The 26,146-nt window shown below is 69.9% G+C and carries 22 protein-coding genes and 2 tRNA genes; 8 read left to right on the top strand and 16 right to left on the bottom strand.

Features of this window, described 5'->3' with window-relative positions; translation table 11 throughout:
* Positions 1–29: 29 nt before the first annotated feature.
* The 10 genes from P0L94_17985 to P0L94_17940 form a co-directional block, all read right to left on the bottom strand.
* On the bottom strand, positions 30–1,046 hold the full coding sequence (locus P0L94_17985) for a Gfo/Idh/MocA family oxidoreductase (GenBank protein WES64341.1): 1,017 nt from the start codon (positions 1,044–1,046) through the stop codon (positions 30–32).
* 25 nt (positions 1,047–1,071) lie between these two features.
* Positions 1,072–2,022 carry a sugar phosphate isomerase/epimerase gene (locus tag P0L94_17980; protein ID WES64340.1) on the bottom strand — a complete coding sequence of 317 codons (951 nt, stop codon included), beginning with the start codon at positions 2,020–2,022 and terminating at the stop codon, positions 1,072–1,074.
* 35 nt (positions 2,023–2,057) lie between these two features.
* Complete coding sequence (gene iolD / locus P0L94_17975; protein WES64339.1) at positions 2,058–3,971, bottom strand: 3D-(3,5/4)-trihydroxycyclohexane-1,2-dione acylhydrolase (decyclizing); 1,914 nt, start codon at positions 3,969–3,971, stop codon at positions 2,058–2,060.
* The gene (gene iolB, locus P0L94_17970; GenBank protein ID WES64338.1) at positions 3,971–4,885 is read right to left on the bottom strand and encodes a 5-deoxy-glucuronate isomerase; all 915 of its coding nucleotides are present in this window, start codon (positions 4,883–4,885) and stop codon (positions 3,971–3,973) included. Before iolB ends, iolD begins: the two co-directional genes overlap by 1 nt.
* An 82-nt stretch (positions 4,886–4,967) precedes the next feature.
* Positions 4,968–6,521 carry a CoA-acylating methylmalonate-semialdehyde dehydrogenase gene (locus P0L94_17965; GenBank protein ID WES64337.1) on the bottom strand — a complete coding sequence of 518 codons (1,554 nt, stop codon included), beginning with the start codon at positions 6,519–6,521 and terminating at the stop codon, positions 4,968–4,970.
* Positions 6,521–7,447 carry a deoxyribose-phosphate aldolase gene (locus P0L94_17960; protein ID WES64336.1) on the bottom strand — a complete coding sequence of 309 codons (927 nt, stop codon included), beginning with the start codon at positions 7,445–7,447 and terminating at the stop codon, positions 6,521–6,523. The genes P0L94_17965 and P0L94_17960 overlap by 1 nt, the downstream gene beginning before the upstream one ends.
* 1 nt (position 7,448) lies before the next feature.
* Positions 7,449–8,402, bottom strand: coding sequence for a 5-dehydro-2-deoxygluconokinase (gene iolC / locus P0L94_17955; protein WES64335.1), 954 nt, complete (start codon positions 8,400–8,402; stop codon positions 7,449–7,451).
* Positions 8,403–8,549: 147 nt separating this feature from the next.
* Entirely contained in the window at positions 8,550–9,350 is an 801-nt protein-coding gene (locus P0L94_17950) for an ATP-binding cassette domain-containing protein (protein WES64334.1), read from the bottom strand.
* Between the two features lies 1 nt (position 9,351).
* On the bottom strand, positions 9,352–10,458 hold the full coding sequence (locus tag P0L94_17945; protein WES64333.1) for an ABC transporter permease: 1,107 nt from the start codon (positions 10,456–10,458) through the stop codon (positions 9,352–9,354).
* An 80-nt stretch (positions 10,459–10,538) separates the two neighbouring features.
* On the bottom strand, positions 10,539–11,603 hold the full coding sequence (locus P0L94_17940) for a substrate-binding domain-containing protein (protein ID WES64332.1): 1,065 nt from the start codon (positions 11,601–11,603) through the stop codon (positions 10,539–10,541).
* Between the two features lie 163 nt (positions 11,604–11,766).
* Here P0L94_17940 and P0L94_17935 point away from each other — a divergent pair, with 163 nt between their 5' ends.
* The 4 genes from P0L94_17935 (at position 11,767) to P0L94_17920 (ending at position 16,052) form a co-directional block, all read left to right on the top strand.
* Positions 11,767–12,795 carry a Gfo/Idh/MocA family oxidoreductase gene (locus tag P0L94_17935; GenBank protein ID WES64331.1) on the top strand — a complete coding sequence of 343 codons (1,029 nt, stop codon included), beginning with the start codon at positions 11,767–11,769 and terminating at the stop codon, positions 12,793–12,795.
* Positions 12,796–12,911: 116 nt separating this feature from the next.
* Positions 12,912–14,117, top strand: a complete 1,206-nt coding sequence (locus P0L94_17930) for a Gfo/Idh/MocA family oxidoreductase (GenBank protein WES64330.1) — start codon at positions 12,912–12,914, stop codon at positions 14,115–14,117.
* A gap of 11 nt (positions 14,118–14,128) precedes the next feature.
* Positions 14,129–15,142 carry a sugar phosphate isomerase/epimerase gene (locus P0L94_17925; protein WES64329.1) on the top strand — a complete coding sequence of 338 codons (1,014 nt, stop codon included), beginning with the start codon at positions 14,129–14,131 and terminating at the stop codon, positions 15,140–15,142.
* 148 nt (positions 15,143–15,290) lie between these two features.
* Positions 15,291–16,052 (top strand): GntR family transcriptional regulator, encoded by a 762-nt coding sequence (locus P0L94_17920; GenBank protein WES64328.1) that lies wholly within the window; start codon positions 15,291–15,293, stop codon positions 16,050–16,052.
* Between the two features lie 49 nt (positions 16,053–16,101).
* Here P0L94_17920 and P0L94_17915 read toward each other — a convergent pair whose 3' ends face one another.
* Positions 16,102–17,274, bottom strand: coding sequence for a DUF5624 domain-containing protein (locus P0L94_17915; protein WES64327.1), 1,173 nt, complete (start codon positions 17,272–17,274; stop codon positions 16,102–16,104).
* Positions 17,275–17,433: 159 nt separating this feature from the next.
* On the opposite strand from P0L94_17915, the gene P0L94_17910 reads away from it, so the two are divergent.
* From P0L94_17910 to P0L94_17900, 3 genes are read left to right on the top strand one after another with little or no spacing between them, the layout of a single operon-like run.
* Positions 17,434–17,667, top strand: coding sequence for a hypothetical protein (locus P0L94_17910; protein ID WES64326.1), 234 nt, complete (start codon positions 17,434–17,436; stop codon positions 17,665–17,667).
* A gap of 57 nt (positions 17,668–17,724) precedes the next feature.
* The gene (locus P0L94_17905; GenBank protein WES64325.1) at positions 17,725–19,251 is read left to right on the top strand and encodes a hypothetical protein; all 1,527 of its coding nucleotides are present in this window, start codon (positions 17,725–17,727) and stop codon (positions 19,249–19,251) included.
* Positions 19,252–19,296: 45 nt separating this feature from the next.
* The gene (locus P0L94_17900; GenBank protein ID WES64324.1) at positions 19,297–20,241 is read left to right on the top strand and encodes a hypothetical protein; all 945 of its coding nucleotides are present in this window, start codon (positions 19,297–19,299) and stop codon (positions 20,239–20,241) included.
* A gap of 76 nt (positions 20,242–20,317) precedes the next feature.
* Here P0L94_17900 and P0L94_17895 read toward each other — a convergent pair.
* The 4 genes from P0L94_17895 to P0L94_17880 all read right to left on the bottom strand — a co-directional run bounded on the left by P0L94_17895 (position 20,318) and on the right by P0L94_17880 (position 23,232).
* Positions 20,318–20,391 (bottom strand) — tRNA-Met (locus P0L94_17895).
* Positions 20,392–20,425: 34 nt separating this feature from the next.
* Positions 20,426–20,497, bottom strand: a tRNA-Thr gene (locus P0L94_17890).
* A 65-nt stretch (positions 20,498–20,562) separates the two neighbouring features.
* Positions 20,563–22,257 (bottom strand): peptidoglycan DD-metalloendopeptidase family protein, encoded by a 1,695-nt coding sequence (locus P0L94_17885; protein ID WES64323.1) that lies wholly within the window; start codon positions 22,255–22,257, stop codon positions 20,563–20,565.
* A 174-nt stretch (positions 22,258–22,431) separates the two neighbouring features.
* The gene (locus P0L94_17880; GenBank protein WES64322.1) at positions 22,432–23,232 is read right to left on the bottom strand and encodes an inositol monophosphatase family protein; all 801 of its coding nucleotides are present in this window, start codon (positions 23,230–23,232) and stop codon (positions 22,432–22,434) included.
* Between the two features lie 107 nt (positions 23,233–23,339).
* On the opposite strand from P0L94_17880, the gene P0L94_17875 reads away from it, so the two are divergent.
* Positions 23,340–24,929 carry an NAD(P)/FAD-dependent oxidoreductase gene (locus P0L94_17875; protein ID WES64321.1) on the top strand — a complete coding sequence of 530 codons (1,590 nt, stop codon included), beginning with the start codon at positions 23,340–23,342 and terminating at the stop codon, positions 24,927–24,929.
* A gap of 13 nt (positions 24,930–24,942) precedes the next feature.
* Here P0L94_17875 and P0L94_17870 read toward each other — a convergent pair whose 3' ends face one another.
* Positions 24,943–25,920, bottom strand: coding sequence for a hypothetical protein (locus P0L94_17870; GenBank protein WES64320.1), 978 nt, complete (start codon positions 25,918–25,920; stop codon positions 24,943–24,945).
* Positions 25,921–26,146: the final 226 nt, after the last annotated feature.

The following is a 26,146-nucleotide window of genomic DNA, read 5'->3' as shown; positions in this document are numbered from 1 at the left end:
TCCTTCGGAGCGATCGGGCTTCTGCGGTGTCAGGCGTAGAACGCGGGGCGTGCGGTGGATTCGACGGGGACGACACCGCCGCCCTCGAGGGCCTTCACGCCGGCCTCGCACGCGAGCGCGACGCGGTAGCCGTCGTAGGCGTTCGGTCCGTCGATGAGGCTGCCGTCCTGCACGGCGTCGACCCAGCGCTGGATCTGGGCGTCGTACGCGGGCGCGAAGCGGGTCACGAAGCTCGTGTGGTCGGCGATGCTGAACCGGCCGTCGCGCCACTGCTGCAGGCCCGACGGCTGACCGATGCGGGCGAGGCCCTTCTCGAACACCGCCTCGGTGGCGACCTGATACCCGAACTGCACGCTGACGTTCATCTCGACGTCGACGTGGACGCCGTTCTCGAGCTGCATCAGCACGAGGATCGGCTCGCGCAGGTGGACGGGCGACAGCGAGTTGCGGCGGGGGAACTTCACCTCGACCGAGGCGACCGGCGACCCGGCGAGCCACGGCACGACGTCGAACTCGTGCACGACCGAGTCGTTGATGAGCATCTGCTGCGTGTACGAGTCGGGCACCGACGGGTTGCGGTGGACGCAGCGGAGCATCATGAGCTCACCCGGCTCGCCCGAGGCGATGAGGTCGCGCAGAGCCTGGTACTCGTCGTCGAAGCGGCGCATGAAGCCGACCTGGATGTGCGGCCGGTCGAGCTTCTGCTCGAGCTCGAGGATGCGCAGCGCCGATGCCGAGTCCGGCGTCAGCGGCTTCTCGCACAGGATCGGCAGCCTCGCCTCGAGCGACGGCACGATGACCGGCTCGTGGAACCTCCCCGGCGTCGCGATCAGGACGGCGTCGACGGCATCCGCCGCGATCGCGTCCTCGATGCTCGCGAACGCCTGCGAGCCAGGCGCGTCGGCCGCCGCGGCGGCGGCTCGGCCGGCATCCGGCTCGACGACCGCCGAGACGACGGCGCCGTTGATGCGCCGCGTGATGCGGGTGATGTGGTCGGCGCCCATGAGGCCGGCGCCGACGACGCCGATGCGAAGGTCGTTGGTCATTGTTCTCTCTCCGATGAGATGTGGGTCAGTGGACGCGGGCCAGATGCGTGCATCCGAAGATGTGCTCGCGGGTCCGCTTGGCGATGGGGAACGGGGAGTCGACGGCGCAGCCGTACATGTCCTGCTCGACGATCGCGAAGATGTCGGGATCGATCGCGGCGACGGCCTCGATGATCGGGGCGAGGTCGGGCACGCCGTGGGGCGGTTCGATCATGATGCCCTGGCTCACGGCATCCGCGAACGGCACGTCGTTCTTGAGCACGTCGAACAGCAGCGATGTATCGACCTGCTTCAGGTGGAGGTAGCCGATGCGGTCGGGGCGATCCTGGATGAGCGCCACGTTGTCGCCGCCGTAGTAGGCGAAGTGGCCGGTGTCCAGGCACAGGTTGGTGTAGCGCGGGTCGGTCTCGTCGAGGAAGCGCAGGACCTCGCGGGTCGTCCCGACGTGGCTGTCGGCGTGCGAGTGGAACTGCTGCCTGACGCCGAACTCCTCCCGCAGCGCCTTGCCGAGCCGGTCGTGCCCGGCGGCGAGCTTCGCCCATTGCTCGTCGGTCAGGGTGCGCGCTTCGAGCACCTCGCTCGTGGCGTCGCTGCGCCACAGGTCGGGGATGACCACCAGGTGCTCGGCGCCGAGCTTCGAGGCGAGCCCCGCGACCGCGAGAGCCTGATCCCACGCGCGCTGCCACTGGTCGTCGCCCTTGTGGAAGCCTGTGAACACGGTGCCGGCCGAGAGCTTCAGGCCGCGCGAGCCCAGCTCGTCCTCGAGTTCGTGCGGATCGGTGGGCAGGTATCCGTACGGTCCGAGCTCGATCCACGAGTAGCCCGCCGCGACGACCTCGTCGAGGAACCGCTGCCACCGAACCTGCTTCGGGTCGTCGGGGAACCACACGCCCCACGAGTCCGGGGCGGTGCCTATGCGCAGCCCGGGGTTCTCGCCCGCGAGCGACGAGGCGGCCGTGAGGGCGGTGTCGGTCATGAGGCTCTCTCTGGTGAGGAGTGTCGGATGGCGGGTCAGCCGAGCAGGGGCCGCTGGGCCGCCTGCTGCTCGAGGTACTCGGTGCGGGCGCGCTGGGTCGATTCCAGCGTCGAGGTCGCGGGGACCGGGACGTCCCACCACCCCGCGCCGTCGGGCGCGTAGATGAGCGGGTCGCTGTTGATGTGGATGAAGGTCGAGCGGTCGGACGCCTTGGCCGCCGCGACGGCCTCGGACAGCTCGACGATCGCCATGGGGCTCGGCTCGATCTCGACGACGTCCATGCCGTAGCTGCGGGCGTTCATCGCGAGATCCACCGGGAGGATCTGCTCACCCTGGAAGTTGCGCTTGTCGGGGTCGTATTCGCGGTACCACGTGCCGAACCGCTCGGAGCCGACCGTCTCGGACAGGTGCCCGATCGACGCGTAGCCGTGGTTCTGGATGAGCACGACGATGAGCTTGATGCCCTCGGCGACCGCCGTGACCAGCTCGGAGTTGAGCATGAGGTACGAGCCGTCGCCCACCATGACGATCACGTCGCGGTCGTCGCCCTCGGCGATCAGGCCGCGCTTGGCGCCGAGACCCCCGGCGATCTCGTAGCCCATGCACGAGAAGGCGTACTCCACGTGGTAGCCGAGCGGGTCGCGCACGCGCCACAGCTTGTGGAGGTCGCCCGGGAGGGAGCCCGCTGCCTGCACGACGACGTCCTCCGGGGCGCTGGCGGCCTGCACAGCGCCGATGATCTCGGGCTGCCCGGGCAGCTCGAGGCTCGACGGGGCGAACGCCTCGTCGACTGCGGCGTCCCACGTCGCCTTCTCGCGCGCGATCTGCTCGGCGTGATCGGGCGAGACCTCGAAGCCCTCGAGCTCGATGATGAGCTCGGCCAGCGTCTCGCGGGCGTCCGCGATGACCGGCAGCTGCGAGCCGTGCTTGTAGGCGTCGAACGAGGCGATGTTGATGTTGACGAACGTCACGTCCGGGTTCTGGAACGCTGTGCGCGACGCGGTGGTGAAGTCGCTGTAGCGCGTGCCGATGCCGATGATGACGTCGGCCTCGGCCGCGAGGCGGTTCGCCGCGAGCGTGCCGGTGGCCCCGACGCCGCCCAGGTTCTGCGGGTGATCCCAGTCGAGGACGCCGCCGCCGGCCTGGGAGGTGCCGACCGGGATGCCGGTGGCCTCGACGAGTTCGCGCAGCTGCTCCTCGGCGCCCGAGTAGAGCACGCCACCGCCCGCGACGATGAACGGTCGCTTCGCGGCGCGGATCGCGGCGACCGCGCGGGCGAGGGGTCCGCGTTCGGGCAGCGGCCGACGGATGTGCCATTCCCGGTCCTGCAGGAATTCCACCGGCACGTCGAGCGCCTCGGCCTGCACGTCCTCGGGGAGCGCGATCGTGACGGCACCGGTCTCGGCGGGGTCGGTGAGCACGCGCATCGCGGCGAGCGCGATCGAGTACAGCTGCTCGGGCCGCTGCACGCGGTCGAAGAACTTCGACACCGGGCGGAACGCATCCGTCACCTGGAGGCCCGTATCCCACGGCTGCTCCACCTGCTGCAGCACGGGGTCGGCGACCCGCGTGGCGAACGTATCGCTCGGCAGCAGCAGGGCCGGCATCCGGTTGGTCGTCGCCAGTGCCGCGCCGGTGAGCATGTTGGCCGCGCCCGGGCCGACCGAGGCGGCCGACGCGAGCGTGCCGCGACGGCGGTGCATGCGGGCGTACCCGACGGACTGGTGCACCATCGCCTGCTCGTTGCGCGCCTGGTAGTACGGCATCGCATCGGGCTGCTCGACGTTCAACTGCTTGAGGGCCTGTCCGATGCCGGCGACGTTGCCGTGGCCGAAGATGCCGAACATGCCCGCGACGGTCCGCTCCCGGAGGTCGCCGTCGACGGTCCATTGATGGGCCAGGAACTCCACGAGCGCCTGGCTGACCGTCATCCGCTTCGTCGCCGCCATCAGTGCCGGCCTTCCTTGTCGCTGGTGTACGGGAGTCTGGTATCGAACTCCTGGCCTGTCCAGGAGTCGCGCACCCACGCGTGGGCGGGGTCGTCGCTGATGAGCCACGCCCGCTCGGGGTCGGGGCCGGCCATGACGTTGAGGTAGTAGAGGTCGTACCCGGGGGCCGCGACGGCGGGGCCGTGGTAGCCGTAGGGGACGAGAGCGATGTCGCCGGTGCGCACCATCGCGTTGATGTCGATATCGCCCGCGGGCGAGGAGTAGGTGCTGAACATGCCGAACGCGTCCTCGTCGGATCCCGCGTCCGCGCCGCGCGCGCGAGCGGTCTCAAAGTAGTAGATCTCCTCGAGGCGCGACTCGTGGCCCGGGTGGTGCTCGTCGTGCTTGTGGGGAGGATAGGACGACCAGTTCTCGGCCGGCGTGATGACCTCGCACACGATGAGTTTGTCGGCGTCGAGCGCCTGCGGCGTGCCGAAGTTGTGGACCTGCCGGCTCGAGCGCCCGGCTCCCCGCAGTTCGACGGGGGTGTCTGCGGCGGGGATGTAGCGGACCTGGCCGCCGGCGGTGCTCGGCGCCTCGGCGACGGCGACGCGGCCGAGTCCGCGGATCTCGGCGGCAGTGCCGCTGGGGAGGTAGAGCACGTCGGTCGGTCCGTCGAAGACGGACGCACGCCCCTGCAGGACCGTCTCAGACTCCCCGGGGAAGTGGTGGTGCGTGACGGCGAACGAGCCGGCGAGCGGGACGACGATGCGCTCGACGTCGCGGGCCGTCAGCGAGACCTGATCGCCCTCGGCGAGTTCGGCCACGCGGATGCCCGTGTGCTGCCAGCCGGGGATCGACCCGTCGACGACGGACTCCCACCCGTCGTCCGCCAGGGTCCCCTTGCGGCGGAACCAGCCCTCGTCACCAGCCATGTTGCTTCTCCAGATCGGATGCCGCGCCCCTCGTCATCGAGGAGCGCGGGACGCGGCATCCGTCGTATCGGTTCGTCGTACGTCAGTGGTTCTGCGGGAACCCGAGGTTGATACCGCCGTGCGTGGCCGGGTCGAGCCAGCGGCTCGTGATCGCCTTCTCGCGCGTGAAGAAGTCGAAGCCGTGCACGCCGTAGGCCTTGCTGTCGCCGAACAGCGACTGCTTCCACCCGCCGAACGAGTGGTAGGCGACCGGTACCGGGATCGGGACATTGATTCCGATCATGCCGACCTGCACCTCGTTCTGGAAGCGCCTGGCCGCGCCGCCGTCGTTGGTGAAGATGGCGGTGCCGTTGCCGAACTGGCCCGAGTTGATGAGGTCGAGACCCTGCTCGTACGTCTCGACGCGCACGACCGAGAGCACCGGGCCGAAGATCTCCTCGGTGTAGGCGCGGCTGGTCGTGGGGACGTTGTCGAGCAGCGTCGGGCCGAAGAAGAACCCGTCCTCGTGGCCGTCGACGGTGAAACCGCGGCCGTCGACGACGATGGTCGCCCCGTCGGCCTCGGCGATGTCGACGTAGCCCGAGACCTTGTCGCGGTGCACGTCGGTGATCAGCGGCCCCATGTCCGGCTCCACGCCGTCGACGCCCGCGCCGTTGCCGATGCGCAGCTTCGCGATGCGCTCGGAGATCTTGGCCACCAGCTCGTCGGCGACGGGCTCGACGGCGAGGACGACCGAGATCGCCATGCAGCGCTCACCCGCGGCGCCGTAGCCGGCGTTGACGGCCTGGTCGGCGACGAGGTCGAGATCGGCATCCGGCAGCACGAGCATGTGGTTCTTGGCGCCCCCCAGGGCCTGAACGCGCTTGCCGTGGCGGGATGCCGTCTCGTAGATGTACTGGGCGATCGGCGTCGACCCGACGAACGAGATCGACTGCACCGTGGGGCTCGTCAGCAGCCCGTCGACGGCGAGCTTGTCGCCCTGCAGGACCGTGAAGACGCCGTCGGGGAGCCCTGCCTCCTTCCACAGCTGCGCCATCCACAGCGACGCCGACGGGTCCTTCTCACTCGGCTTGACGACGACGGCGTTGCCGGCGGCGATCGCGATGGGGAAGAACCACATCGGCACCATCGCCGGGAAGTTGAACGGGCTGATGACGCCCACGACGCCCAGCGGCTGCTTGAGCGAGTACACATCGACACCGGTCGAGGCGTTCTCGCTGAACGCGCCCTTGATCAGGTGCGGGAAGCCGGTCGCGAGCTCGACGACCTCCTGACCGCGCAGGATCTCGCCCATCGCGTCCGAGACGACCTTGCCGTGCTCGGCGGTGATGATCTCGGCGAGCTCCTTCTTGCGGGAGTTCAGCAGCTCGCGGAACGCGAACAGCACGGTCTGTCGCTTCGCGATCGAGAAGCCGCTCCAGACCTCGAAGCCGCGCTGCGCCGAGGCGATCGCCTCGTCGATCTCGGCCTGGTCGGCCAGGGCGACGTTCGCCTGGACCGCGCCGGTCGCAGGGTTGTACACGGGAGCGGTGCGACCGCTCGTCGACGGGCGCTCGGCCCCATCGATCCAGTGCGAGATCACACGGACGTCGGTGTCGGCGCCCGCGGTGGCGGGAGTGGTGTCGGTGATGCTCATCAGACGGTTTCCTTCGTGGTCGAGCTCAGAAGCTGGGAGTGGACGAGACCGGCGGCGATGTCTACGGCTGCCGCGACATCGCCGTCCGGCGGATAGAGGAGGGTGCGCCCGACGGTCAGACCACGGACGCCGGGGAGGGCCAGCGCGTCCTCCCACGAGGCGAACGTCTCGTCGGGGTCTGCGCCGGAGTCCCCCCCGAGCAGGAGGGTCGGCATGGTGGTGGCTTCCATGACGCGCTCCATGTCGGGGACGACGGGGAGCTTCATCCAGGTGTAGGCGCTGCTGGCGCCCAGGCCCGAAGCGATCCCGATCGAGAGGATCACGGCATCCGTGGAGAGGTCGTTGACGATCCGGCCGTCGACCCAGCGGCTCATGAACGGCTCGAGCATGATCGGCAGGCCCGCGGCCGCCGCCTCGTTCACCGCCTTCGTGGTGGCCTCGAGCGTGGGAGCGGTCGCCGGATCCGCGAGATTCACGCGGATGAGCGTCTTGGCGAAGTCGAGCCCTGCGGAGACCATCGACGCGACGTCGTACCCGGTGTAGCGGTCGTCCATCTCGAAGGACGCGCCCCGCAGCCCTCCGCGGTTCATCGAGCCCACGACGATCTTGTCGTCGAGCAGGCCCAGCGCCGCGAGGTCGTCGATGATGTCGGGCGTGCCGAGCACGCCGTCGACACCGGGTCGGCTCAGGGCGACGGCCATGCGCTCGAGCAGGTCGTACCGGTTCGCCATGGCGGTCGGGTTGGACCCGACCGCGAGCGCGCCGCGCGCCGGGTGGTCGGCCGCAACGATGAACAGACGTCCGTCGCCGTTGAGGATGTCGCGCCGACGGCGCTGGGCGTAGATCGCGGCGAGCTGCTCGGGACGCCGGGCGCGCAGTTCGCGCAGGCCTTCGAAGTCGGCCGGGGCGAGGATCGGAGCACCCATGTCAGCGCACTCCGCTCAGGATGGCCTCGACCTCGTCCGAGGTGGGCATGGCGGTCGAGCACTCGCGGCGCGATGCGACGAGGGCGCCGGCGACGTTGGCGAAGCGGAGGATGCGCTCGAGGTCCCAGCCCGACAGCAGGCCGTGGCAGAGGGCGCCGCCGAACGCGTCGCCGGCGCCGAGGCCGTTGACGACGTCGACCCAGTACGGCGGGACCTCGACGGACTCGCTGCGGGTCTTGGCGAGAACGCCCTTGGGGCCCTGCTTGACGATGGCGAGCTCGACGCCGCGGTCCAGCAGCGCGTCGGCCGCGCGCTGGGGATCGGTCTCGCCGACGGCCACCTCACACTCCTCACGGTTGCCGACCGCGACCGTCGCGTGCTGGAGGACCGCGTCGACCTCGGCATGCGCCTCACGCGGATCGGTCCAGAACATCGGGCGGTAGTCAAGGTCGAAGATCGTGGTGCCCCCGGTGCGGGCGGCGAGCGCGTAGTGGTGGGCCGCGCGGCTCGGCTCCTCGCTGAGGCCGGTGGTGGTGAACCAGAAGATGCGGGCCTGACGAACGGCGTCGAGGTCGATGTCGTCGATGCCGACGTTGAGGTCAGGCGCCTTCGGCTCGCGGTAGAAGTACAGCGGGAAGTCGTCGGGCGGGAAGATCTCGCAGAACGTGACGGGAGTCTTCAGATCGGCGTCACGGCGCACATACTCGTTGCCGACGCCGAGCCGGTCGAGCTCCCCCAGCAGGTACCCGCCGAAGGGGTCGTCCCCGACGCGGGAGATGAGCGATGCGCGGTGACCGTAGCGGGCGGCGGCGACGGTGACGTTTGCCGCCGTGCCCCCGAGGTACTTGCCGAAGGTCTCGACCTCCGCGAGCCCCACGCCGTCCTGCAGAGGGTAGATGTCGACGCCGAGCCGGCCGATGGCCAGGACGTCGAGGGGGGTGGTGTTCTCGGTCATACTCCGCTGTACAACTCTCTGATCGGGGTGCTCGTACCGTGGACTATTTGTCCTGACATTAGCACATGTAGGGAAGTTCGTCGAGTCCCAAGGGACTGGGTTCCCGCCGGGCCGCGTGCACGAGACACGGCCCGGCGGGAGGTCGGGTCAGGGCAGCTTGGTGGGAGCCGTCAGCTCGGCGAGCTCGGCCTCGAGCTCCGCCATCGCCTCGCCACCGGCCATGAGGTCGGTGATCTGCTCGCGCGTGCGCTCGCCCTTGCGGAAGTCGTCGGCCTTCTTGCCGTGGATGAGCACGGCGAACCGGTCGCCGACCGCCATCGCGTGCGTGACGTTGTGCGTCACGAACACGACCGCGATACCCTGCGCACGCGCGTGCATGATGATGCGCAGCACGTGCGTGGACTGCTTGACGCCGAGCGCCGACGTGGGCTCGTCGAGGATCAGCACGCGCGCCCCGAAGTACACCGCGCGGGCGATCGCGAGCGACTGACGCTCGCCGCCCGACAGAGCTCCGGTGAGGCGGTTGCCGTCGGTGACGCGCGTGATGCCGAGCTTCTGCATCTCGCGGACCGTGATCTCGCCGGCGGACTTCTTGTCGAAGTACTTGAACGGCCACACGCCCTTGGTGGGCTCGTGCCCGACGAAGAAGCAGCGGGCGACCGACATGAGAGGGAACGTGCCGCCGTACTGGTGTACGGTCGCGATGCCGACGTCGCTGGCGTCCTTCGGGCTGTCGAAGACGACCGGCTTGCCGTCGACCTCGACCGTCCCCGACGAGGGCTTGTGAACCCCCGAGAGCACCTTGATGAGCGTCGACTTGCCGGCGCCGTTGTCGCCGAGCAGGCACAGCACCTCACCGGGGTTCACCTCGAGCGAGATGTCCGAGAGGGCCTGGTTCGTACCGAAGCTCTTCGAGACGTTCGACAGTTTGAGCAGTGGAGTGGACATGTCAGGCTCCCTTCGCAGCCGCAGGCTTCTTCTTGCCGCCGCCGCTGAGCGCGAGGCGTCGGAAGGTGTTGTTCATGAGCACGGCGACCAGGAGGAGGACGCCGAGGATCAGCTGGGCCCAGTCCGAGTTCCAGCCGGTGTAGTAGATGCCCTGGTTGACGATCGCGAACGTGAGGCAGCCGAGGATCACGCCGGGCACCGAGCCGTAGCCGCCCGTGAGGAGCACACCACCGACGACGACCGCGACGATCGAGTTGAAGACGAACGACTGGCCGGAACCCGTCTGGGCCCCGTTGTAGAGCATCGTCTGGATGATGCCGACCAGCGAAGCGCCGATGGCCGTGGACATGAAGAGCGCGATCTTGACCTTGGGCACGGGGATGCCGGCCGCGCGGGCGCTCTGCGAGTCGCCGCCGATCGCGAAGATCCAGTTGCCGGCGCGCGTCATCTGGAGCAGCCACACGACGATGAGCGCCGCGCCGATCGCCCAGAAGATCGCCACTTCGAACTGACCGTTGATCAGGGTGCCGAACATGGCCTTGAAGATGGGGTCCGGCGTGATCGGGACGCTCGTCGAGCCGGCGATGACGCGGGCGAGACCGAGGGTGAGGCCGGCGAGCGCGAACTGCATGGCGAGGGTCACGATGAACGACGGGACGTTCGTCCGCGCCACGATGATCCCGTTGATGAAGCCCGTGAGCGCGCCCACAGCGAGGGCGGCGATGATGCCGACGATCTGAGGCATCCCGTACACGCCCGAGACGACCGCGAGGGTGACCGAACTGCTCGCGACGACCGAGCCGACCGACAGATCGAATTCGCCGGCGATCATCAGGAGCGCGACGGGCAGGGCGATCAGCGCGAGCTCCGAGGCGATGTTCAGCCAGCTGGCGGTGCCGCCGGTGGTGAGGAACTGCGCGCCGCCGAAGATGGCGAAGAAGATGAAGACCGTCACCGTGCCGACGAGGGCACCGGTCTCGGGTCGACGGAAGAGGTCGCCGATGGTCCGCTGGGAGTGGACACCGGGGAGGACGACGTTCGTCTCGGTGGGGTTGAGGGAGGACGAGCCGCGTGACGGCGGCGCCCCCTGGGGTGTTTGCGTGGTCATGTCTGCTCTTTCGCTCGTGCTTCGTTGCAGTGAGGTGGTGTCCCGGGGGCGGCGCAGTCCCGCCGCCCCCGGGATGGTGATCAGCGGACGCCGAGGTCGACGCCGGCCAAAGCCGACTCGACGTTGTCCGCATCGATGACCGCCGGTCCCGTCAGGAACGGGTCGACGGCGAGCTGGATGCCGTACGCGGCGAGCTGGAACGCCGCCGAGACGCCGTAGTAGCCCTGGGCATAGCCCTGCTGGTCGATGGCGAACAGCTGAGTGCCATCCTGGATGCGGGTCAGCGACTCGGAGTCGAAGTTCTGGCCGCCGAGGAACACGCTTCCGGTGGCGCCGGCCTGGTCGATGCCGCTGGCCGCCGCGTTGGTGTCCGACTGGCCCGGGGTGAAGATGGCGTCGATCGTCGGGTCCTGGATGATGGCGCCCTTGATCGCCTGCGCGACCGCGGTCGGGTCACCGAACTGCGAGGTCGGCAGCGCCAGCTCCTCGTAGTCCACTCCCGTCGCCCCGTCGCTCACGCCCTGGCAGCGGGCGTCGGCGTTGGTCGTGCCGGGGAGGGTGTTGACGCACACGACGTGCTGGGCGCCGGCCTCGACGAACGTCTCACCGGCGAGCTTGCCGGAGGCGTAGTCGTCCGAGCCGATGTAGCCCTCGGCGCCGACATTCTCGACCTCGTCGATGCCGGTGTTGTACAGGAAGACCGGCGTGCCGCCGCTGGTGATCGAGATGATGTTCTCGTTCTGCGCGTCGGGCGCCCAGTCGGGGATGACGGCGGCGCTCGGGTTGAGCGACTGGATGTTGGCGACGAGCTTGGCGGCGTCGGCGTTGAAGTTGTCGTAGTTGGGCATGGCAAGGAAGGTGACACTCCCGCCGGCCGCCTCGACGGCCTTGGCGGCCGCCTCGCCGCCGCGCTTCACGGTCGACCAGAACGGGTCGTCGGTTGCGCCGCCCATGACGACGATCGAGATGCCCTCGGCACCGCCGTCGGACGAGGTGCTGCCCCCGTCGGTGCTGGTGGCCTCTCCGCCGCCGCCAGAGCATCCGGCGAGAACGACGCTGGCGAGGGCGGCGGTCGCGATGGCGGCGCCGACGACGATCCGACGCTTCGGGTGAGAGCTCAGCGATTCGAGCAGCGTGGAATTCATCCCGCGACTCCCTTCATTGGGGTGTAGTGCCGCACAGGGCGGCAGGATCGGCTTTGATCTGACGGATAGACTGAAGTATGTCCGCACATAAGGACAACCGTTTGTATACTTCCGTTACCGTTTCGTTACAGTCATCGCACCGGCGCGACGAGAGGACAAACCCATGGCACTGCGCATCGGACTGGTCGGCTACGGAGTCGGCGGCAGGATGTTCCACGCCCCCTACATCCGCGCCTCGCAAGCGTGCGAACTCGTCGGCATCGTCGCCCGCGCGCCGGGAACGGTGGCCTCGGCAGCGACCGACCACCCTGAGGCCGCCATCCACTCGTCCCTGCCCGAGATGGTCAACGCCGGCATCGACGCCGTCGTCATCTCCACTCCACCGGCAACCCGGCGCGCGCTCGTCCTGGAGGCCGTCGGCCGCGGCGTGCCTGTCATCGCCGACAAGCCATTCGCACCATCTGCTGCCGCGGGGCGCAAGCTCGTGGCCGCCGCGAACGAGGCCGGCGTGCTCCTGAACGTCTTCCACAACCGCCGCTTCGACTCCGACATCGTCACCGCGAAGGCGGTGACGGCATCGGGAGCCCTCGGCCGGATCACGCGACTCGACCTCCGCTGCGATCAAGACGACCGGGCGACGCTCGAGGCCGGACCCGACGGCGGCCTGCTCCGAGATCTGGGGAGCCACGTCGTCGACCAGGCCCTCTTCCTGCGGGGCCCGGCACGCGCGGTCAGCGCCCACATGGACTGGGTCGACCTGCCTGCCGGTCGGACCGACAGCGGGTTCGTGATCACGATCACCCATGCCGACGGCTCGCACTCGCACGTGTCGTCGAGCAAGATCAACCACCTGGTCTCGCGCGAACTCCGGCTCCACGGCGACCGCGGATCCTACGCATCGGACTACAGCGACGTGCAGTTCGAGGCGCTGCGCGCGGGCCGCACACCAGCGGAGGACCGCGAGCATTGGGGATACGAATCCGCAGAACGCTGGGGAACGCTGGCGGTCGACGGCGAGCGCCGCGCCGTGCCCTCGCTCCAGGGAGACTACGCCGCGTTCTACGACGCCTTCGCCGCTGCCGCTATCGACGGGGGCGAAGGACCGGTGCCCGGCCGCGAGGGCGTCGCCGTCCTCGAGGTGCTCGACGCCGCACGCGCGAGCGCGATGGAGGGTCGAGTCGTTGAACTTTGATCTGACCTATTGACAGGACATATCGACAACTATAGAGTCCCCACGGAGCGCTCCTCATGGAGTCTCTCACCGCACCGGCGCCGTGAGGGGCCGGGTTTCCCCTACCTGGAGGACCGTTGTCCACGACTAGCCTCGGCGTCGCCGTCATCGGAGCCGGCATGGCCGGCAAGGCGCATGCCGCCGCGTACCGCACGGCTCCGACCTTGTATCAGAGCATCCTTCCCCCGATCCGGCTGGCGTCGATCGCGGACGTGTACCAGCCGGCTGCTGAGGCAGCGGCCACTCGCTACGGGTACGAGCGGCATGACACGTCCTGGCAGGCGATCGTCGAGGCGGAAGACATCGACGTGGTCAGCGTCGTCGTCGCCAACGCCCTCCACCGCGAGATCGTCGAGGCACTGCTGGATGCCGGCAAGCACGTCCTGTGTGAGAAGCCGCTCTCGGACACGATCGAGAACGCGCGCGCCATGGCCGATGCCGCCCGCACCGCGTCGAGCATCGCCCGCGTCGGCTTCACCTACCGTCGCTCCCCCGGCATCGCCTCGATCCGCGCCCTCATCCAGTCGGGGGTGCTGGGGTCGGTCTATCACGTGAGCGGCCGCTACTGGACCGATTACGCCGCCGACCCGCGCTCGGCGATGAGCTGGCGCTTCCGCGGCGCACCGGGCACCGGCGCGCTCGCCGACGTCGGAAGCCACGTCTCGTACCTCATGGAGTTCCTCGGCGGAGACATCACCTCGGTCGGCGGCGGCCGGTTCAGTACGGTCATCCCGCAGCGCCCGAAGCCCCTCGGTGCCGTCTCGGGGCACGGCAACGCGTCGGCCAGCGATGAGTACGAGGCCGTCGAGAACGATGACTACGCCACATTCAACCTGTCGTACGCCAGCGGCGCCGCGGGTACCGTCGAGGTGTCGCGCGTGGCGGCCGGCCACCCGAACGCCCTCATCCTCGAGGTATTCGGCGAGAAGGGCTCGGCACGCTGGGACCAGGACCGTCCGTCCGAACTGCAGCTCCACCTCAGCGAGGGGCCGGCCGATCAGCGCGGCTTCCGTCGCGTCCTGCTCGGCCATGACCACCCGTATGTCGCCGGCGGTGCGCCGATCGACGTGTCGGGCGTCGGCTTCGGCCAGAACGAGGGCTTCGCCTATCAGGCGCGCGCCTTCCTCGAAGAGGTCGCGGGCATCCCCGAGTCCGACTCGCTCCCGCGCAACGCCTCGTTCGACGAGGGCGTCCACAACATGCTGCTCCTCGATGCCGTCGCCCAGTCGGCGGCGCAGGGCGGCGCCTCGGTCCAGATCCAGCAGCACCAGCTCCAGCACTGAAAGACACCATCATGCGACTCGGTCTCTACAACGCCATCCTCCACGACCGCTCTCTCCCGGAAGCCATCAAGGTCGTCGCCGACCTCGGCCTCACCGGGCTGGAGATCAACACCGGCGGGTTCCTGCCGGCCGTCCACGTTCCGACGATGGATGACATCCTCGTCAGCGACGCCGCGCGCGACGACTTCCTCGGCATCTTCGAGGGCACCGGTGTCGAGATCGCCGGCCTCAACTGCAACGGCAACCCGCTGCATCCGAACGCCGTCATCGGCGACAAGCACGCCGAAGACGTGCGCCGAGCGATCCGCCTCGCGCAGCGCCTGGGCCAGCACCGCGTGGTCACCATGTCGGGTCTCCCCGGGGGCGAGCCGGGCACCGTCCACCCCAACTGGATCGTGAACGCCTGGAACTCGGCGGCGCTCGACGTGCTCGACTACCAGTGGGGCATCACCGCCGACTTCTGGCGCGAGACCGACCGGCTGGCGCGCGACCACGACGTCAAGGTCGCGCTCGAGCTGCACCCGCAGAACCTGATCTTCAACTCGGCGGACGTGCACAAGCTGATCGACCTGACAGGCGCGACGAACGTCGGCGTCGAGCTGGACGCGTCACACCTGTTCTGGCAGCAGATGGACCCGGTCGCCGTCGTCCGCCACCTCGGCTCGCTGGTCTTCCACGCCGCGGCCAAGGACGTTCGGATCAACCCCGAGTGGGCCGCGCTCAACGGCGTGCTCGACAACAGCTTCCGCCGCCTGTCGCCCGACGAGCCGCGCGTGAACCTCGGCGGTGACGAGTGGGCCAACGAGTGGCCGAAGAACTCCGCGTGGGACTTCGTCGCCCTGGGCAAGGGACACGACGTCGCGTACTGGACCGAGTTCCTGCGGGCGCTGCACGAGGTCGACCCCGAGATGATGGTGAACATCGAGCACGAGGATGTCGAGCTCGGCCGCATCGAGGGCATCCAGGTCGCCGCCGAGGTCCTGAGGGCCGCGGATGCAGCACTCGAGGCCTCGCTGGTCTCCTAAACCCGGAAGTCCGTATCCGGGCGGGTGCTCGGGGCCGCATTCGGCTTCGAGCACCCTGTCTCCATACACATGCGAGCGGGTCGCTCCGCCCGCATCCGATCGCCGCGTGTAACATTGTCCCGACAATGTGACGTGTGGAAGGAATGCAATGGCGCAGGACGAGAGCAAGCTGCCGAGCGACTTCTTCCTCGAGCTTGACCGCTCCAGCCCCATCCCGCTCTACTTCCAGATCGCCAAGCGACTGGAGACCGCGATCGCGGATGACGAGCTGCCGGCGGGGTCGCGACTCGAGAATGAGATCTCGATCGGGCAGAGATTCGGACTCTCCCGGCCTACCGTGCGACGCGCGATCCAGGAGCTCGTCGACAAGGGCCTTCTGGTGCGCCGTCGGGGCATCGGCACCCAGGTCGTCCACGGGCAGGTCACGCGCGGCGTCGAGCTCACGAGCCTCCATGACGACCTCGCCCGCAGCGGACAGCGCCCGGAGACCCGGGTGATCCACTTCGAGAACACGACCGCGGATGAGCAGGCGGCCGCCGCGCTCGGCGTCGAGGAAGGCGCGCCCGTGGTGCGCATCGTGCGCCTTCGCCTCGCCGACGGCGTCCCCATCGCCGTGCTCGACAACACGCTCCCCGCTGAGTTCACTGACCTCACCGAGCAGGACTTCGCCCAGTACGGGCTCTACCAGCTCATGCGGTCGCGAGGCATCACCCTGCGGGTCGCCAAGCAGCGCATCGGCGCGCGCACCGCGACGGCCGAGGAGAGCCGCCTGCTGTCGCTGCCCAAGGGAGCAGCGGTGCTGACGATGTCGCGCACAGCGTTCGACAACTCCGGTCGTGCCGTCGAGTTCGGCCAGCACTGCTACTCGCCCGACCTCTACTCCTTCGAGATGACCCTGGTCGAGAAGTGACGCGGCGCGGCTCAGCCTGCGCCGATGGCGTGCCGCGAACCCCAGGTCCTCACGGGAGCCGGGGGTAGACGGTGCCGTCCAAGCCCGGGACGACAACGCGCGACGGATCGTTGTCGTTCTCGACGAGCTGCGCCACGGCGTAGTCCGTGACGCAGCCCGAGAGCAGCTGGCGCGGGTCCTCGAGCACCACCCGCAGGCGCGTGCCGAGCGCATCCCAGTCGTCGGGCCCGTGGATCACCGGCAGCTCACCCACCTCGCGCACCTCGCCCGCGTCGAGATCGGGGAGGACCTCCGTCCGAGCCCGGAACCGCGGATGCTGCGGGAACATGAGCCCGCCGAGCCGGACGGTGCCGGCGATGTTCGCCCACAACTCGCGCATGGGCCCCTCGAGGCCGGCGACGTCGCCTTGGGCGGCAGCGGTCGGGGCATGCGGCGCGAGCAGGATGCGCGCGGGATCGAGCTCGTATCGCGATGCGCCGCGCACGAGTGCCGCGACACTCGACGTGTCGAGGGTGACACCGGCCGTCGGGCGTCCCTGCTGCCCGGCGATCACGACCATCGCGCGATCCCAGTCGATCCGGTGCTGGTCGAACCAGCGGAGCACCCTGAATCCGGTGTCGAGGCCGACCAGGAAGAACGTCGCGATCATCACCTTCTCGAAGGGGACGGGCAGCCGGTCGTCGCCGCCGGCGAGCACGTCCCGATGCAGCGTGTCAGCGCTCAGGGACGCGGGATCCGACAGACCGTGCTCCAGGTACCGGATCGCCACCGCGCATGAATAGTCGATCATCGCCGCGATCGCCGGCTCGCGACCGAGGAACGCCTCGACCCTGATGCGCTCCCGCCACAGCTCGACCGAGTTCGCCGCGCGTGCCGCCTTCGTGCGATCGCGCAGGCGCGCCGCCTGCTCCCGCCACGCGTCGTCACCGTAGGTCTCGCGCAGTTCGACGATGCTCGCCAACGCAGGTCCGAGGTGCGATACGGCGGCAAGCTCCGTGAATCCGCGCGCCCCGAGGCGAAAGCTCTCGACCGTGGGAGGGCGTCCGCGCCCCGGGAACAGCACCAGATCCGAGGCGGTGGCGAGCAGCAGAGGGTCGTCGACGCTCGTCGCCGCACCCGCACGGCTGACTCGCGCACCGATGCTGTCCGCGCTCGCGGTGTAGGTCGTGAACAGCTCGACCAGCTCGGGGCTCTCGTACGGTGTCGGCTCGTCGCTGGCCATGGTCCCGTCTCCTCGCGCAGGTATCGGACGTCAGCACGATATCGCGCGCCGGACGTCACGGCCCGGGTAGCGAGCCGCCACCGCCCACCCGCTGTCACGAGCATCCTCAGCGCGCGCGTCGGAAACGGATCCCGTGTCACGCTCGGTATGTTGGTCCGGATGAGCCGGAAGAAGACGATCGTCGCCGTCGCCGCGCCGGCCCTGATCGTCGTCGGACTCGTCGCGCTCACGCTGCCGGTCATCGCTCCCCGGCTCCCCGTCGTGCAGGGGCTCGGCATCGGCACGATCGATACGGTGCCTGCATCGGTGGATGAGTTCCTCGCCCGGACCGACAGCGACCGCTACGGAGTTGGGAGCGGCTCGCTTCCCCACGACTCGGCACAGGCTCACTAGGCTGAGGGCGACCGCGGGATCCGCTGGTGGATCAGCGCCGCGAAACGGAAGGCGAAGATGCCCGAGTCCACTGATGCCGCCGAGTCCACCACCTCCCCCGGCACTCCCTCCGCGGCGGGCGCCCGAGGCCCGGTCACTCCGTCGTGGGACGCACCGCCCGGGGCGACCGCCTCGATGACCTGGTCGCCCGACGGCCATGAGCCGCTCACCCTGACCGCGACCGCCGACTGGACCGTGCTGCGCCGCGAGGAGTCGCCGGCCGCCGAGGTGTTCGCGGTCTCGTACCTCGCGGCCGACGCACCCGCGGACCGCCCCGTGACCTTCGTCTTCAACGGCGGACCGGGCGCCTCCTCCGCCTACCTCCACGTCGGAGCCGTCGGGCCCCGACGCGTGGTCCTGCCGGACGACGGCTCCACCGCACGGATGCCCGTCCGTCTGGTCGACAACGAGGCCTCGTGGATCGCCGACACCGACCTGGTGTTCGTCGACCCGGTCGGCACCGGGTTCTCGCGGGCGATCCCGCCCGAGCCGAACGCGGGCAAGGATGCGCCGACCTACTGGAGCTATGACCGCGACCTCGCGGCGATGCGCGAGTTCATCAGCCGCTGGCTGTCGCGCAACGGGCGCTGGTCGGCGCCGGTCTTCATCGCGGGCGAGAGCTACGGCGGCTACCGCGTCGGGCGCCTCGCGTGGTCGCTCCCGAAGGACGAGGGCGTCGGGCTCGCCGGCGCCATCCTCATCTCTCCGGCGCTCGAGATCGCACCGCTCACCTTCACCGACTACGCGACCGACCCGTACGTCGACACGGTCCAGACCATGGCCGCCGGCGCGTTCCATCATGGGCGATGCCGGGCGGCCGAGGCGACCGACGGCGCCGAGGCCGTGGCGGCGGCGGCCTCTGCGTTCGCGACGACCGACTACGCGATGTTCCTGATGCGGGGCGCCGCCGTTCCCGCCGATGAGCGCGCGGGCGTGCTCACGCGCCTGGCCGACCTGATCGGCCTGCCCGTCCCGCTGGTCGAGCAGCTGCAGGGTCGCATCGGCATCGACCGCTGGGTCCGCGAGATCCTTCGCGACCGCGGCGAGGTTGCGGGGCTCTACGACGTCACCCAGACCGTCGTCGACCCGTTCCCGGATCGCGTGTCGTTCCAGGGCGGGGATCACACCCTGGCCGGATCGACGGCCGCGTTCACGATGGCCGTCAATCACCTGCTGCGCACCGAGATCGGCGTGAAGACCGACCGGCAGTACGCCGTGCTGAGCCTGGAGGTGAACACGAAGTGGGTCGCCGATGACGACCACCACGCGCTGGAGGCTCCTCCCGGGTCGGTCGACGATCTGCGTCGTGGGCTCACGCTGAACCCGCACCTGGAGGCACTGATCGTTCACGGGCGCCACGATCTCGTGACGCCGTCGCACAGCTCACGCCGGATCATCGATCTGATGCGACTGGCTCCTGCGACCGGCAATCGCGTACGTCTGCGCGAGTACGACGGCGGGCACATGTTCTACACACTCGCCGGAAGCCGCACCACGTTCACCTCCGACGTTCGGGAGTTCTTCGCCCTGTGCCTCGCAAGCTGAGAACTCTCCCTTTTTTGCTAGCTAAACTAGCGATATAGTGACGGCATGCCTGACGCATCCGCTCTCGCCACCCAGCCGTCCACGGGTTCGACTCTCGCCCCCGACGAGCTGCGCCGGTTCGTCGCGCACTCCGAGGCGATGATCTCCCCCAAGGCGGTCGCGGCGCTCTTCGGCCGAGCCGAGATGCTCGCGCGGATGCCGCTGCGCGTGCAGCGCTGGATCGTGTCCCACGCACGGGGCGCGGACCACATGGGCTTCGTCGTCGAGCCGCACTGTGTGTTCCTCTCTTACGAGATCACCGATCACCCGGCCGCCCAGCGGATGCTGCCGCCCGGCTATCGGCTCATCCCCTCCTCGATGTTCGCCGACGGCGAGCCACGGTACTGCGCCATCGTGGGCGCCTTCAACGTGCGCGCATCCTTCATGTGGGGCGTCCGGATCGAGCTGTACCTGATCGCCGAGGACACCCGCACCGGGATGCTGACCTGGGTGATCTGCGACTACGAGTCGAACACGATCAACTACGACCCGGGCCAGGGCTTCTCGCGCCCGACCACCACCCGTGCCATCGTCACGACCTCGCACGCCGGCGAGATCCTCGTCGACGTGCAGGCCGCAGAGCGCGAGAACGCCCTGCGGCTCGCGGCGTCGCTGCGTTCGGGCGAGATGCGTTCGCTCGATGAGCGCCTGTGGATCGACGGCAATCTCAGCGTCGACTACGGCGGCAGGCTCGCCCATGAGGGCTCGGAGCCGTTCGGCCTCATCTTCGATCCCGGCGAGATGACGCAGGCACTCGCCATCCCCCTCGACGACGTCGATGCCGAGCTCACCTCGTTCGGCGCCGACTTCCTCGCGCCCTCTCCCTTCGAAGCCGCCAGCTTCCCGTACGCGCAGCACTTCGTGACGACCAGCTACCCGAAGGCCAGCGCGGTCCGCGACCGGCGATCGCTGACGGATGCCGCACGCGAGCGTGCCGCATCCACCCCGTAGTGCTGATGCGCGCGGGCGCAGGAGTGAACTCCTGGCGAAACGACAAAACCCCCGGAATTCCGGGGGTTTCAATCTGTAGCAGGAGCGGGGCTTGAACCCGCGACCTCACGATTATGAGTCGTGCGCTCTCACCAACTGAGCTACCCTGCCGCATGCATCCTCGGTCGCGAAACCGGATGCTGCGAGCCCCGAGTCAGGATTGAACTGACGACCCCTTCCTTACCATGGAAGTGCTCTGCCACTGAGCTATCGGGGCGTGCCGCCTTCGTGAAGGCAACTAGAAGAGGATACCAGAGGCCGGACCCTCTTCTGAAACCGAGGTCACCCTCCGGCGTGCTGGCGCAACCATGGGATCGGGTCGATCGCCGTGGTGCCGTTCATGAGGATCTCGAAGTGCGTGTGCGCACCGTACGAGCGGCCGGTGTTGCCGGTGTTGCCGAGGACCTGACCGACCTCCACCTGCTGACCGGGGACGACGGTGATCGATCCGTAGACCATGTGGGCGTAGTGGCTCGAGACGAGCTGCCCGTCGATCTCGTGGTCGATGATGACGTGCACGCCGTATGCTCCGCCGGCGTTCGTGGCCACGCGGACGGTGCCGTCGGCGATCGCCTGGATCGGTGCGCCATACCCGGGGACGAAGTCGACGCCCTCGTGCATGCGACCCGAGCGCATGCCGAACCCGTAGCTGATCGGCACGCCGACCGCGAAGGGCCACTGGATCTCGGAGTTCGGGTCGTTGACGAAGAAACTCGAGTAGTTCGAGATGCCCGACTCGGACGCGATCTCGGCCATCGTCACCGTGTCGTAGTTCTCGTCGCGCAGCAGATCGGCGTTCTCATTGTCGGCCGGGGCGACGTAGGCCTGGATCTCATCGACGTCGATACCGGCCTCAGTGTCCGACGCAGCGAGCACCGACAGGTTGGTCTCGACGGCGGAGGATGCGGCGACCGCCTCGACCGGAGTGGTCATGCCGACCGTCATCAGGCCGACGATGCCCATGACGCCGACCGAGAAGCCGGTGGCGGCGATGCGGCGCAGCGAGGTGCGGGTGCGCGGGACACGCGGCGACGGCGCCTTCGCGGGCTGTTCGGCGGTCTTCCCGTCGGCGGTGTCGTCCGCGGCGGGATTTTCCACGGGCTTCTCGGCCTGGACCGGCGTCTCACCGGTGAACGAGAAGAGCGCGGCCGCGGCGGCGAACTCGTCGACACCGGATGCCGCGCCCTGACGGGCCTGCTCCTCGGGGAGCGCATGCGCGTCGGGCAATGACTCCGGCTCAGTGGCGGCGTGCTCGACGACCTCGACGGGCTCGAGCACGACGTCGGCCGCGGGAAGGACGACCGGACCGTCGGGCACCGGCTCGGCGACGATGGCCTGCTCGGGGGCGACGACCGGCTCGGGAGCCGCTGCCGGCGGGAGCAGCTCGAAGGGCTCGGCCGGCCGGAGAACGGCCTCGGGCAGCTCGGTCGGCTGGTCCGCCTTCAGGCGGGCGCGACGAGCCCGGCGGCCGGCGGTGTGGGACGTCGGGGCGAAGGGCGTCTCGGCCGGGCTCGGCGACGCGGCGTCGAGCCGGGGCTCCACCGAAGCCTGGTCGGTAAGGGGCTGAGGCTCCTCGGGCGCTGCGGCGACAGGCTCGGGCAGGGCGACGGGCGTCTCGGGCAGGGCGATCGCGGACGACTCGGGAGCGGCTGCGGCTTCGGGCTGCACCGGGGGCTGCTCGTCGCGCGAGCGGCGCGAGCGACGCGAGGAGGCAGGCGACGCCGCGTGCTTGGGCGTCGTGTCGACGACCGGAGCGGCGGGCTCGACCGCCGCGATGCGCTGCTCCGCCGTGGTCGGCTGGGCCGGGGCGGCGTCCTCGCGTCCCCACACGATCGCGGGACGCGTGTCGATGCTCGTCGTCGCGCGCCGCCGAAGTTCGGCGCGCGACGCCCCCGCGCTGGCCGCAGCGGGCGCTGCTGCGGCACGGCTCGAGCGTCGCGTGCGCGTCGGCTCGGCCTGGGGGGCTTCAGATGACAACCAGAACTGCTCTCGTGCGGTCGCTCGGGCGCGACGGTATGACTCGGGGGGCTACGTCCCTTCGACTTCGGGTGCCGAAGGTAACGATCCCGTAAACCCTACCCAAACCGGCCTGGGAATGCCATGAACGAAACCCGATCGAAACGTGGATTTGTGCGTCGGCGGGGTCGGGACTCAGACCACGGGGTCGATCGCCGCCGCGAGCAGGCGATCGAACAGGCCCGGCCCCGCAGCCACGGTCAGATCCGGCCCCGGAACCCCGTCGTAGCCGCCGATCCGTCCCCCCGCTTCGGTGACGAGCAGGCCGCCGGCGGCATGGTCCCACGGATGCAGCCCGCGCTCGAAGTATCCGTCGAGCCGGCCCGCAGCGACGAACGCGAGGTCGAGCGACGCCGCCCCCGCACGCCGCAGATCGCGCGCCATCGGCATGACCCGCGCGGCACGCGCGAGGTCGCCGGCGTGGGTCGCGGGGTCGTAGCCGAAGCCCGTCGCCAGGAGCGCGCCGGCGGGCGACGGCTCCGCGTTGACCTGGAGCCGTTCGCCCTCGAGCCACGCGCCCTCCCCGCGGGCGGCGTGGAACAGCTCGCCGGTGACGGGATTGAAGACGACACCCGCCACCGCCTGCCACGATCGCGGCTCGGGTTCGCCCGCCACGGCGGCGACGCTCACGGCGTACGACGGGATCCCGTAGGCGTAGTTCACGGTGCCGTCGATCGGATCCACGACCCACGTGATGCCGGACGAGCCGGGCTGGTGACCGGACTCCTCGCCGAGCAGGCCGTCCTCGGGGCGGGCTGCACGCAGCCGATCGAACACGAGCATCTCGACCTCGCGGTCGGCCTCGGTGACGATGTCGGCGATCGCCGACTTGGTCGCGGCGATCGAGACGCCCTCCGTCCGCCGGCGCCGGGCCAGCTCACCCGCCTCGCGGGCGATCTCGATGGCCAGGGTCTGCAGTTCGGCGGGAGCGGTCACGCTTCCACGCTACGCCGCCCGCGCGCGACCGTTCGCCGTCGCGCGGCTCGCGCCGCATCCCGTTCCCCGGTCGTTCGGCGGGCCGCCATGGATTGTTACCGTGAAGCATGCCGACCGCCGCCTCATCCGTGTTCGACGTGGTCATCGTCGGAGGCGGTCACAACGCCCTCGTCGCCGCCGCCTACCTCGCCCGCGCGGGCCGCTCGGTCGTGGTGCTCGAACGCCTCGACGCCGTCGGCGGAGCCGCGGTGTCGGAGCGGCCGTGGGCGGGGATCGACGCGCGACTGTCGCGCTACAGCTACCTCGTGAGCCTGCTCCCCCGCACGATCATCGACGAGCTCGGACTCGACATCCGCCTGCGCCGACGACGCTACTCGTCCTACACACCCGATCCCGCAGCGCCGGAGCGTGGCATCCTCGTCGACACCCACGACGCCGCCGTGACGACGGATTCGTTCGCCCGCACCACGGGCGACCCGGCCGAGGCCGCCCGCTTCGCCTCGTTCTCCGAGCGCATCGCGCCCGTCGCCCGCCAGCTGTTCCCGACCGTGACGTCGCCGCTCGCGCGTCGCGCGGACATCCGGCGCATGCTCGCGGACGACGCCCTGTGGTCCGACCTGTTCGAGCGGCCCCTGGGAGAAGTGGTCCGCTCGACGCTGCGGACCGACCTCGCGCGCGGCATCGCGCTCACCGACGGGCTCATCGGCACGTTCGCCACGGCCGACGATGCGAGCCTGCGGCAGAACCGGTGCTTCCTGTACCACGTCATCGGCGGCGGAACCGGCGCCTGGGACGTCCCCGTCGGGGGCATGGGCGCCGTGACGGCCGAGCTCGCCCGCGCGGCGCGGGATGCCGGCGCCGTCCTCCGCACGGGAGCCGAGGTCGCCTCCGTCGATCCCGACGGCGAGGTCGTGCTCACCACCGGCGAGCGCGTCCATGCCCGCATCATCCTCAGCGGCGTGGGACCGGCGGTGCACGACGATCTGCTCGTGGACGGTGCACGCGGCGGCACCGACGCGCACGCGGAGCGCCCCGAAGGCGCACAGGTCAAGGTCAACATGCTGCTGCGCCGCCTGCCGCGACTGCGCGACACCGAGGTCGCCCCCGAGGCCGCATTCGCGGGGACCTTCCACATCAATGAGACGATGACCCAGCTCGATGCCGCCCACGCCGCGGCCGCGGCCGGCGGCATCCCGAATCCGCTCCCGGCCGAGATCTACTGCCACTCGCTCACCGACCCGTCGATCCTCGGACCCGACCTGCGCGCCGAGGGAGCGCAGACCCTCACGCTGTTCGGCCTGCAGGTGCCCCACGCGCTGACCCGGAACGCCGACCCCGAGCGACTCCGCGCCGACCTTCTGGCTGCGGCGACGCGTTCGCTCGACGCGGTGCTGGCCGAGCCGATCGCCGACTGCCTCTACGAAGCGCCCGACGGTACACCGTGCATCGAGGCGCGCACGACCGCCGATCTGGAGGCGTCGCTGGCAATGCGGGCAGGCGACATCTTCCACGGGCCGCTGTCGTGGCCCTGGGCGGACGACGACGAGCCGCTCGGCACCCCCGCGCAGCGCTGGGGCGTGGCGACCGCGCATCCGAACGTCCTGGTCTGCGGTTCGGGCGCGCGACGCGGCGGAGCGGTCAGCGGGATCGGCGGCCACAACGCCGCCATGGCGGCACTCGAGATGCTGGCGGGCTGAGCGTCCCGCGCGACTACGGCCGCGGCGGAAGGGGCGGCGGCGGCGGATAGCCCTCGTAGCCCGACGGCGCGGGAGGCTGGGCCCCGGGCTCGTCCTGCTCAGGCGCTGAAGCGGCAGGGGCCGGCGGCTCGGAGGCGGGCTCGGGCCGCGTGAACACGTGTGCACCCTCGCTCGGGTAGCCGGTGTAGTACGCACCCCAGTCGGGCGAGCCGTCCGGCATCATCGGCAGCGGCGTGACGCCGTCGACGAACGTCGGCCAGGGCAGCAGCTCCTGCTGCGCTGTCGGCTGGGGCGCTGACCCGTACGGCACAGGCGGCCCGCCGTACGGTGCCGGCCGCGCGGTGACCGGGCGCTGCTTCTTGGGCGCGAACAGGACGTTCACGAGCGGGATGAGCGCCGTCCCGACCGCGGCGAGGATCGCCGTGGCGACCGTGATGCGCCAGTAGATGTCGGCGAAGCGCACCCATTCGGTGACCATCAGCGGAATGATCAGCAGCGCGGCGAGCCCGACGACGAGGGCGATCGTCACGATCACGACGGTCTGCGTGAAGGCGGTGACGTAGCGCCGGAACGCCTTCATGTAGAGGCGGATGTGCAGAACCGCCAGCTGCAGGATCAGCACGATGAGCAGGAACGACACGAACCGGCCCACGCCCGACCACGGGTGACGCTCGGGCATCCAGATCATCACGGCTCCGATCAGGAGCGCGATGATCCACGACGCCATGCTCGTCAGGGCGAACCACACCGGCCGTCGCGGGGCGAGGTGGGCGTCGAGGATCGAGACGCCGGCGAAACCGACCAGCAGCAGGATCGTGAGGAACGCGCGCGCGACGATGCCGTTCTGCGACCCGATCAGCACCCACACGACACAGACGATCGCGGCGGCGATGAGCGCTCCGATCGCAACCCAGATGGCCGCTCGCAGCAGCTTCGCGGCACTCGGGTCGCTGTGCTCCGACTGCGGATGCTGCGGTGCGGGAGCGGTCATGGCGGTCCTCTCTTCCACGGGGGCACGAGCCCCGCGCTTCATCCTGTCACGCGGGGCCCGTGCACGCGCGGGAGCGGGTCCGCGAGACACGCAGTCCGATCCCGGCAGCCCTCTGGTCCCCGGCCCGGAGCGCACGCGTCCTACGATGGGCCCGTGCACAGGTCACCCGCGACAGGCGCCGCAGCGGCGCGCGACGCGGAAGCGCGGGGACGCGACACGCCCCCGG

It is taken from the genome of Microbacter sp. GSS18 (assembly GCA_029319145.1).
In the GTDB taxonomy this organism is placed as follows: Bacteria; Actinomycetota; Actinomycetes; order Actinomycetales; family Microbacteriaceae; genus Microbacterium.
The sequence above is the reverse complement of the archived record's forward strand: the minus strand, read 5'-3'. Positions and strand labels throughout refer to the sequence as shown.

What these genes read in the sequence shown, in the direction of transcription:
- P0L94_17985 (WES64341.1), bottom strand. Translation starts at nt 1,046, where the DNA reads ATGACCAACGACCTTCGCATCGGCGTCGTCGGCGCCGGCCTCATGGGC.
- P0L94_17980 (WES64340.1), bottom strand. Translation starts at nt 2,022, where the DNA reads ATGACCGACACCGCCCTCACGGCCGCCTCGTCGCTCGCGGGCGAGAAC.
- iolD (WES64339.1), bottom strand. Translation starts at nt 3,971, where the DNA reads ATGGCGGCGACGAAGCGGATGACGGTCAGCCAGGCGCTCGTGGAGTTC.
- iolB (WES64338.1), bottom strand. Translation starts at nt 4,885, where the DNA reads ATGGCTGGTGACGAGGGCTGGTTCCGCCGCAAGGGGACCCTGGCGGAC.
- P0L94_17965 (WES64337.1), bottom strand. Translation starts at nt 6,521, where the DNA reads ATGAGCATCACCGACACCACTCCCGCCACCGCGGGCGCCGACACCGAC.
- P0L94_17960 (WES64336.1), bottom strand. Translation starts at nt 7,447, where the DNA reads ATGGGTGCTCCGATCCTCGCCCCGGCCGACTTCGAAGGCCTGCGCGAA.
- iolC (WES64335.1), bottom strand. Translation starts at nt 8,402, where the DNA reads ATGACCGAGAACACCACCCCCCTCGACGTCCTGGCCATCGGCCGGCTC.
- P0L94_17950 (WES64334.1), bottom strand. Translation starts at nt 9,350, where the DNA reads ATGTCCACTCCACTGCTCAAACTGTCGAACGTCTCGAAGAGCTTCGGT.
- P0L94_17945 (WES64333.1), bottom strand. Translation starts at nt 10,458, where the DNA reads ATGACCACGCAAACACCCCAGGGGGCGCCGCCGTCACGCGGCTCGTCC.
- P0L94_17940 (WES64332.1), bottom strand. Translation starts at nt 11,603, where the DNA reads ATGAATTCCACGCTGCTCGAATCGCTGAGCTCTCACCCGAAGCGTCGG.
- P0L94_17935 (WES64331.1), top strand. Translation starts at nt 11,767, where the DNA reads ATGGCACTGCGCATCGGACTGGTCGGCTACGGAGTCGGCGGCAGGATG.
- P0L94_17925 (WES64329.1), top strand. Translation starts at nt 14,129, where the DNA reads ATGCGACTCGGTCTCTACAACGCCATCCTCCACGACCGCTCTCTCCCG.
- P0L94_17920 (WES64328.1), top strand. Translation starts at nt 15,291, where the DNA reads ATGGCGCAGGACGAGAGCAAGCTGCCGAGCGACTTCTTCCTCGAGCTT.
- P0L94_17915 (WES64327.1), bottom strand. Translation starts at nt 17,274, where the DNA reads ATGGCCAGCGACGAGCCGACACCGTACGAGAGCCCCGAGCTGGTCGAG.
- P0L94_17910 (WES64326.1), top strand. Translation starts at nt 17,434, where the DNA reads ATGAGCCGGAAGAAGACGATCGTCGCCGTCGCCGCGCCGGCCCTGATC.
- P0L94_17905 (WES64325.1), top strand. Translation starts at nt 17,725, where the DNA reads ATGCCCGAGTCCACTGATGCCGCCGAGTCCACCACCTCCCCCGGCACT.
- P0L94_17900 (WES64324.1), top strand. Translation starts at nt 19,297, where the DNA reads ATGCCTGACGCATCCGCTCTCGCCACCCAGCCGTCCACGGGTTCGACT.
- P0L94_17875 (WES64321.1), top strand. Translation starts at nt 23,340, where the DNA reads ATGCCGACCGCCGCCTCATCCGTGTTCGACGTGGTCATCGTCGGAGGC.
- P0L94_17870 (WES64320.1), bottom strand. Translation starts at nt 25,920, where the DNA reads ATGACCGCTCCCGCACCGCAGCATCCGCAGTCGGAGCACAGCGACCCG.